Origin of the sequence: Cytobacillus sp. IB215665 (assembly GCF_033963835.1) — a bacterium.
Classification (GTDB): domain Bacteria; phylum Bacillota; class Bacilli; order Bacillales; family SM2101; genus Nanhaiella.
In genome coordinates this window covers 42,656-48,884 of sequence record NZ_JAXBME010000027.1, presented here as the reverse complement: position 1 = coordinate 48,884, position 6,229 = coordinate 42,656, and the positions used below count along the sequence as shown (strand labels likewise).

Here is a 6,229-nt window from a genome sequence, read left to right as displayed (position 1 = left end):
GGAATGTACCTTTTTACTTTGATAGCTTCATGGTTGTATGTCGTGGGCGTGTGTCCGCTAGGCTCATAGTATTGGAATTTGCCTATATAGCCCTGTTTCTTAGCAAAATATACTAGGCTGCGAATGGTAGCTTGTCCGTGGGCTCGCAGCGTTTCCCATGACTTTTGTGACTGTTCACCACCACTGATAATGTCAAACAACTCAAAACCTTCATCGTCTGTAATGTAGCCTAAATTGGCATAATGGCGAATACCTACAACAATTCGTTTCCAATCTTCACCTTGCCCCATTCCAGAAGGGATATATCCGACCTTCTCGGCCATTTCCTTTAGTACCTTGAAGGAAACAGGGCGCAATTCCTTTTCAAATGAATCATATAACTCTTGCTGCCTTTTAATATTTTCTTCCTGGACACGTTTTAGAAGATTATTAGTATTTAGCTTGTTATTTTCATTAACGAGTATAAATTTGGTACCACCACGAACTACCTGAAGTGGATTTTTAGCCTGGGTATCGACTGGAACACCTAGCATATTTAGATCATTGTTTACAGTTTCGATAACGCCCTTCATTTTCAACTCATCATTTACTATCTGATCCAGTTGAAATACGAGCCTGTAACGATATCCTTTACCCTCTTTTCCATGACTGAAGGTGTAATACATACCTGCTATTCTACTTTTTAATTTTATTAAGAGTTCTTTTGGTTGGATCTTCATTTCTTCATCATCAATATCAATAGCGAAACAACTCGCTGAGATAAAACGAAACCTATTATCTTTGTCTACCTGGGCATGTGAGAGCATAATACTGTGACCATTTGCGAATAATTCCAGGATTTCTTGAATAGTAAAGGGCTTGCTAAATGAGCGCTTCAAGTCATTTGTGATCTTTCCCATTTGAGCCCCTTGTGGTTGTGCTTTAAAAGGGATATGATGCACTAGTACGTGATGTTTTGCTGTTATAGTAGTCTTTTCTCTCTCTGCCAAACTGTGCAACTATATCCCCTCACTTTCAAAAAAGGTGTTTATTCTCCTGGTATAATCTAAAATGGTAAATCATCGTCCGAAATCTCTACAGGTTGCTCATTTTTACTGTCATTACTGCTTTTTTGATCTAAAAAGACAACTTGATTTGCTACAAAGTCGGTTGTAAACTGTTTTTTGCCGTCTTTTTCATAGCTCCCTGTTTGAACACGAGCTTCGACTGCGCATAAACTACCTTTTTTTAAATAATTGGCTGCATTTTCAGCTTGTTTTTTAAATAACTTGATAGGTAAAAAATCGGCTTCTTGATTATTAAAACGGTTAACAGCAAGGGTAAATGTAGCTATTGCTATTCCAGTACCTCCATGCCTCAACTCAGGATCACGAGTTAAACGTCCTATGAAAATGCATTTATTTAACATTCAATCACTCCTTAATGGCTTTTAATGTTGATAGGAACTCTTCGGCTTGTTCTTTACTAAGGTTGTCCACGTTCTTCTTATAGGTTTTTTGCGTCTTTTTGTTTATGTCAAAGTCCGAAAACTTAGCTTTCCATGTATCTTTGATCTCTTTTAATAAATCCCCACTCGGCTTTTCTTGAGGTTTTCTATCTTGCTGCTTTTCTTGAAATGCGTCAGGATCAACGTTATCTGTTGCGATGTTGAAGAATTTAAGAAGGAAGTATTTTTCACCATATGTGAGACTTTTTCCTACCCCTTTTTCCCCAGCTCTATCGATACCTTGAGCATAGAAAGGGATCTCAATTTTCTCTTCGGGATTTTCAGCATTCACCCATGTATAAAGTAAATCTAGCTCCGTAAAATAAGTTAGAGTTTTGCCATCTTCACCACTTGTTGTCACCTTGTGATCTTTAATAGCAACTAGTAAAAGTAAGCCTTGAGCATCTAATTCACTTCTTATAGCTCCTAAAACATCAGAGCTACCTACATATTTGTATTGATGCCCTTGTGATTCTTTTTGTAGATAGGGAACTTTTTTACGAACTTCTACTAATTTTTGATAGATATTCAAGTCAGTCCACCTCCACGCTAAACTTCGTATTTGCCTCTTTAATTGAGACACCTTCAACTTTTTGTCCTAACTCATCGACAACTACCTTCTGACCGTTTATTTCTACAATGTTAAGAGATTTCTTCAACTCTCCCCACATTAATGCAGGCTTGATATAATCGTTCAAATTTGAGGCTTGTACGTGTTTTAAAAGGGCATCTTCGTTAGCTTTGTCAATTTGCTCACTAGAACTACGAGCCTTCGTTTTCCCGTAGGGCGTACTTATAGTTTTAGATTTTGGATTTTCAGCCAATTGGTTCGCATGATACTTAGAAATGTGAGTTTCGAAGAATTGGAGGCTATTATGTATGTCCCTTAGTTCCTTAGCCTCCCACTGATTTATGCGCTCACGCTCTGCATCTGCTAGTTTAGTAATTTGATTGTGCTTCGCCCTTAGTGCTGATACTTTGCGAAACGCCCAGTTGAGTTTGTCCATATCTGTAATTGCAAAACCTTCTTTTTTTTCCTCGATCCCCTCAAGCTCTTGCTCATGAAGTTGGTTCATATACACCCTTCTTCCTTTTCGTGATACTTCTGAATCAAATGCTTATCCATCGACCGTATAACAAGCGTTTCATGTGTAGTAAAACGAGTTAAACACTCTTTACATTCTCTATTTCTACGAATACCTTTTTTCTCAGGGCGACTATCCAACACTTGTGATTTCGACTCACAAATCGGGCACTTCATGTGCTTTGTCCCTCCTTAATCTGTTCAGCCATCGACACAGCAACTGCTGCAACATGAATGAGTTCTTTGTATTGATCAGAAGCATCTGAGGACTTTCCCCATCCCTGGTTAATTTGCATAGCTTGTGCAACCTCGCCCACTTCTTCAACTAATATTTTCAACCAATCACCGTCTGAATGGCGTTGTTTCCCCCACTTCATTTCTTGCCTTACTCTTTCGGCTGCAACATCCATAAGAACAATATCTGTTATGCCCGTATCTTCACACTTTGCTTTGTTCAATTCTTCTCTACGTGCGTATTTCCAATTGTAAATCCGTTGTTTTGTCACGCCTTTAATTTCTGCAATCTCTTTTTCTTTCAATCCCTTTTTCTTTAGTGAGAAATATTCTCCAACAGATAGATCTAATGCTTTTGGCACCTTCCCCACCCCTTTCTTCTTTTCAGTTCCCAAGAATTTTCCTAACTGCAGTAACTCTTGATAAACTGTACAACCGTTACAAACAGCCTCAACATGTGAAACTGACTCAACTTTCGTTGGCTTAATAGGGCAATCTTGACAACGATCTAGTAAATTATTAACTCTTAATCTAGCTTTCTTTTTGTTCATTTAATTCCCCTTATTTTAGTGAACTGTTCTATCATTGTGGTTACTAAGACTTTTTATCATCCAACTTTACAAGAATATCAATGTTTCTTTGCGATAACCTGCCCGTAATATAAGGCTTGATATTCCTTCTAGCACCTTGATAATTCGGAAACCAAAGATAATCTTTTATTGAATATTTATTTTTGCTGAAGTATTCATTGCGTTCAATAGGGCAAAATGAATTTCGGAGAACGGAACATTCCATTTCTACAATTCCGAAATCATCTTCTTCATCCAACCAAACTGTAATAATCTTATCGAGTTCTAAAAATTTATTAGGCATCTGCACGCCTCCTTATATGCTAGTAAACATAATTGCTATTTAGTTTCGTAAATGCTTATATGCAATTCCTAAAGCATCCCCCATTGCATAAACTTCAGGTATCTCATACTTGTATTTATTACAAAGGTCTTTCTCGCCACCAAAATGAAGTGATCTCCATATATCTACCCTTCCCGTTATATGCTTACCCATCAAGTTATCTGAGTAATCACGTTGAAAATCACTATAAGATGGATTCCTAAACATAGCCCAAATTTTCGTTATATGTCTTGTATGTTGCCACGCTGTATATGTTTCAATTATTAGCATTGCAAGAGCCTTGTTTTCTTTAACAGCAGTCGTTAGTTCTTTCTTGAATTCAATTCGAGTTTTCTTATATTTCTTTTTTAATTGACTCACCTTGTCACCCTCCTAATCGACTCCATGCTTATTAAGTCTTATAACTTATCAGTCACCTTCGTAATAGTATGATTCATTGACTAACTCAAATTGTTCTTCAGGCAATACATCCTTTGCAACCTGACACCAATACCCTAAGTCTTGAACTGCTTCAGCAAGCTCTTCGATTGCTTGTTCTTGTCCAATTTCTTTTTCATCTAAAAACCACTTGCCTTGTTCATTTCTTTCCAATGTATGGGCGTTCTTTTTGTGTAAACAAACTTTAATATTTTTCATTATTTCTCCTCCTAATCGACTCGCTTACTCTTGAGTTTCCTTAATTCTCGATATAACCATTTGCTAAAGCCTCTATTAAACGATCAGTGTTCCCGCCACTGTCACCAAATGACCATTTTCTTAATATTTTATGTGCTTTGATTACCTCTTCTATTTCGCAACCTCTATTTTCCAACCAACTTTCTTCTTGTAGAGAGCAAATTATTGCAAAACAAGTCATTTCATTTTGATCCATAACATTTATTGCATTTGCGATTTCTTTCGGTAATAACACTGACTTATCAACTTTTTCAGCTAACCCATGCAAAAACATAAAATCATCTAAATTTAAATTAACTTTATCAGTAACTCCTACGCCTTGATCTTTTGCTGAGTTAACTGCTACGCCCATAATTTCATCTAATCGTTGTTTGTTTTCCATCGTTTTTCCTCCTCAACATTTAGTAAACAAAATAATTCAAGAGTTTCCTAAATCAACATTTCATGTTCGAATAAACTTACATCAGCTGCTTGAAGTGGTGGTGGCATTCTTTCTTGAGGTAGTTGAAGTAAAGGAAGTCCTCTTTTCTTACTCTTTCCAATCTTTTTAAACCCTGCTGCGTGAAATGTTCCACCCTTTAAGTGCTTACCTACATATGTAATAATTCCGTCTTTTGGTGGAATTCCCCATTTAGCAGTAGTAATTCCTAATGCTAGTACAATTAAGTGAGAGGATAGATACTCCCCTTCATTTCTAAATAATGTACACTCCCAAGCATCTAATCCATCATCCCGTATGCCTTGCCACGACACCCATAAGGCTTTTTCATCTTTTGAAAGTAGAACAATATTTTTACCAGGTCTGCAAAATTGGTTAGTGCCTGGCTTTTGTCTTGTATAATGGCGATCTGCTAATCTGACAGCTCGTTTATCGGCTTTAGTAACTTCAACCCAGCACAACCTCAAATGCCCCCTTTTTTAATAAACAAAATACAAATTATGTTTAGTTAGCTACTCTTCGCATTTTTACAACATACGTGTAATCCTCAGAAACACCTCTATAGTCACGTTTTTTGTTGACCTTCTTCGGATTTGATGATAATTGCCATTCTTTCTTATGATTAGAACTTTTGGCAATTGGAGCAACGCACTCCCAACCGTTCCGCTCTTTTTCTTGGATTGCTTTCACTAATTCAAGCTTTCCGTGTCTCCGCATCGTGATTTCATTCGTAAACATATTCTCACCTCAATTACGTATTTTTGGAATCTCAGAACCTCCAAGTCTCTTACAGTCAACACCAACTCTAGTTGCGCATTCCTTATACAGACGACACCTGGTCATGCAGCTCATTAATTTATCTTCAGCGATCATCCATTGTGTACGGCTATCAGTGATAACCACTGAGTTATTCATGTTGATCATCATTTCCAAAAAGAGAAAAGTAAGTTTGGCCATTAACATGAAATATTTTTCGACTACATCCTCTTACTAACATCTCAACGATTTTTAACCCTGAGTTTTGCTTCACGATTTTTTCGAACAGATCAGGAGCAAGATGCACTTCATTTCCATAAGAACTAATAACACCTTTGTCATAAGCTTCAGCAACAGCTTTTGAATGTTCTTCAAGCATGTTAATATCCACTTTATCCCTCCACTAAATCAAAATCGTAATGCTCCGTTATGTATTTTGCCAAGTTGCATTTTAGTATTAGATTGCCAGTGTTAGAGTCTAACCACACTTTTTCGCCTTGATAAATTTCTTCATCGTAATAATCTCTTTTGGGCTTATTTTCTACTTCTGAATAGCCTGTTCGCATTGTTTTGGTGATTGATGGATGTTCCAAGGTTTCAACCTCCTTTTTGTTTAGTCCTAAAAGTCCTATCTAGTGTAAAA

At 37.0% G+C, this 6,229-nt stretch carries 15 protein-coding genes; all 15 read right to left on the bottom strand.

What is annotated here, in order from left to right; translation table 11 throughout:
* The coding region (locus SLH52_RS21970; RefSeq protein ID WP_320211345.1) for a hypothetical protein at positions 1-998 on the bottom strand (998 nt) is incomplete at its 3' end.
* Positions 999-1,045: 47 nt separating this feature from the next.
* On the bottom strand, positions 1,046-1,408 hold the full coding sequence (locus tag SLH52_RS21965; RefSeq protein WP_320211344.1) for a single-stranded DNA-binding protein: 363 nt from the start codon (positions 1,406-1,408) through the stop codon (positions 1,046-1,048).
* Between the two features lie 4 nt (positions 1,409-1,412).
* Positions 1,413-2,018, bottom strand: a complete 606-nt coding sequence (locus tag SLH52_RS21960; RefSeq protein WP_320211343.1) for an ERF family protein — start codon at positions 2,016-2,018, stop codon at positions 1,413-1,415.
* A 1-nt stretch (position 2,019) separates the two neighbouring features.
* Positions 2,020-2,562 (bottom strand): host-nuclease inhibitor Gam family protein, encoded by a 543-nt coding sequence (locus SLH52_RS21955; protein ID WP_320211342.1) that lies wholly within the window; start codon positions 2,560-2,562, stop codon positions 2,020-2,022.
* Positions 2,559-2,747, bottom strand: coding sequence for a hypothetical protein (locus SLH52_RS21950; protein ID WP_320211341.1), 189 nt, complete (start codon positions 2,745-2,747; stop codon positions 2,559-2,561). Before SLH52_RS21950 ends, SLH52_RS21955 begins: the two co-directional genes overlap by 4 nt.
* Positions 2,744-3,355 carry a MazG-like family protein gene (locus SLH52_RS21945; protein ID WP_320211340.1) on the bottom strand — a complete coding sequence of 204 codons (612 nt, stop codon included), beginning with the start codon at positions 3,353-3,355 and terminating at the stop codon, positions 2,744-2,746. Before SLH52_RS21945 ends, SLH52_RS21950 begins: the two co-directional genes overlap by 4 nt.
* Before the next feature lie 43 nt (positions 3,356-3,398).
* On the bottom strand, positions 3,399-3,677 hold the full coding sequence (locus SLH52_RS21940) for a hypothetical protein (protein WP_320211339.1): 279 nt from the start codon (positions 3,675-3,677) through the stop codon (positions 3,399-3,401).
* 39 nt (positions 3,678-3,716) lie between these two features.
* The gene (locus tag SLH52_RS21935) at positions 3,717-4,076 is read right to left on the bottom strand and encodes a hypothetical protein (protein WP_320211338.1); all 360 of its coding nucleotides are present in this window, start codon (positions 4,074-4,076) and stop codon (positions 3,717-3,719) included.
* Between the two features lie 48 nt (positions 4,077-4,124).
* Positions 4,125-4,352 carry a hypothetical protein gene (locus SLH52_RS21930; RefSeq protein WP_320211337.1) on the bottom strand — a complete coding sequence of 76 codons (228 nt, stop codon included), beginning with the start codon at positions 4,350-4,352 and terminating at the stop codon, positions 4,125-4,127.
* A 40-nt stretch (positions 4,353-4,392) separates the two neighbouring features.
* A complete protein-coding gene (locus tag SLH52_RS21925; RefSeq protein ID WP_320211336.1) occupies positions 4,393-4,773 on the bottom strand; it encodes a hypothetical protein in 381 nt (126 codons plus the stop codon).
* A gap of 47 nt (positions 4,774-4,820) precedes the next feature.
* Positions 4,821-5,291, bottom strand: coding sequence for a hypothetical protein (locus SLH52_RS21920; protein ID WP_320211335.1), 471 nt, complete (start codon positions 5,289-5,291; stop codon positions 4,821-4,823).
* A 43-nt stretch (positions 5,292-5,334) separates the two neighbouring features.
* Positions 5,335-5,568, bottom strand: a complete 234-nt coding sequence (locus tag SLH52_RS21915; RefSeq protein ID WP_320211334.1) for a hypothetical protein — start codon at positions 5,566-5,568, stop codon at positions 5,335-5,337.
* Positions 5,569-5,577: 9 nt separating this feature from the next.
* The gene (locus SLH52_RS21910) at positions 5,578-5,745 is read right to left on the bottom strand and encodes a hypothetical protein (RefSeq protein WP_320211333.1); all 168 of its coding nucleotides are present in this window, start codon (positions 5,743-5,745) and stop codon (positions 5,578-5,580) included.
* Positions 5,738-5,977: a hypothetical protein gene (locus SLH52_RS21905; RefSeq protein ID WP_320211332.1), complete on the bottom strand. Its 240-nt coding sequence runs from the start codon at positions 5,975-5,977 to the stop codon at positions 5,738-5,740. Before SLH52_RS21905 ends, SLH52_RS21910 begins: the two co-directional genes overlap by 8 nt.
* 1 nt (position 5,978) lies before the next feature.
* A complete protein-coding gene (locus SLH52_RS21900) occupies positions 5,979-6,179 on the bottom strand; it encodes a hypothetical protein (RefSeq protein WP_320211331.1) in 201 nt (66 codons plus the stop codon).
* Positions 6,180-6,229: the final 50 nt, after the last annotated feature.

What these genes read in the sequence shown, in the direction of transcription:
- SLH52_RS21965 (WP_320211344.1), bottom strand. Translation starts at nt 1,408, where the DNA reads ATGTTAAATAAATGCATTTTCATAGGACGTTTAACTCGTGATCCTGAG.
- SLH52_RS21955 (WP_320211342.1), bottom strand. Translation starts at nt 2,562, where the DNA reads ATGAACCAACTTCATGAGCAAGAGCTTGAGGGGATCGAGGAAAAAAAA.
- SLH52_RS21950 (WP_320211341.1), bottom strand. Translation starts at nt 2,747, where the DNA reads ATGAAGTGCCCGATTTGTGAGTCGAAATCACAAGTGTTGGATAGTCGC.
- SLH52_RS21945 (WP_320211340.1), bottom strand. Translation starts at nt 3,355, where the DNA reads ATGAACAAAAAGAAAGCTAGATTAAGAGTTAATAATTTACTAGATCGT.
- SLH52_RS21940 (WP_320211339.1), bottom strand. Translation starts at nt 3,677, where the DNA reads ATGCCTAATAAATTTTTAGAACTCGATAAGATTATTACAGTTTGGTTG.
- SLH52_RS21930 (WP_320211337.1), bottom strand. Translation starts at nt 4,352, where the DNA reads ATGAAAAATATTAAAGTTTGTTTACACAAAAAGAACGCCCATACATTG.
- SLH52_RS21925 (WP_320211336.1), bottom strand. Translation starts at nt 4,773, where the DNA reads ATGGAAAACAAACAACGATTAGATGAAATTATGGGCGTAGCAGTTAAC.
- SLH52_RS21915 (WP_320211334.1), bottom strand. Translation starts at nt 5,568, where the DNA reads ATGTTTACGAATGAAATCACGATGCGGAGACACGGAAAGCTTGAATTA.
- SLH52_RS21910 (WP_320211333.1), bottom strand. Translation starts at nt 5,745, where the DNA reads ATGAATAACTCAGTGGTTATCACTGATAGCCGTACACAATGGATGATC.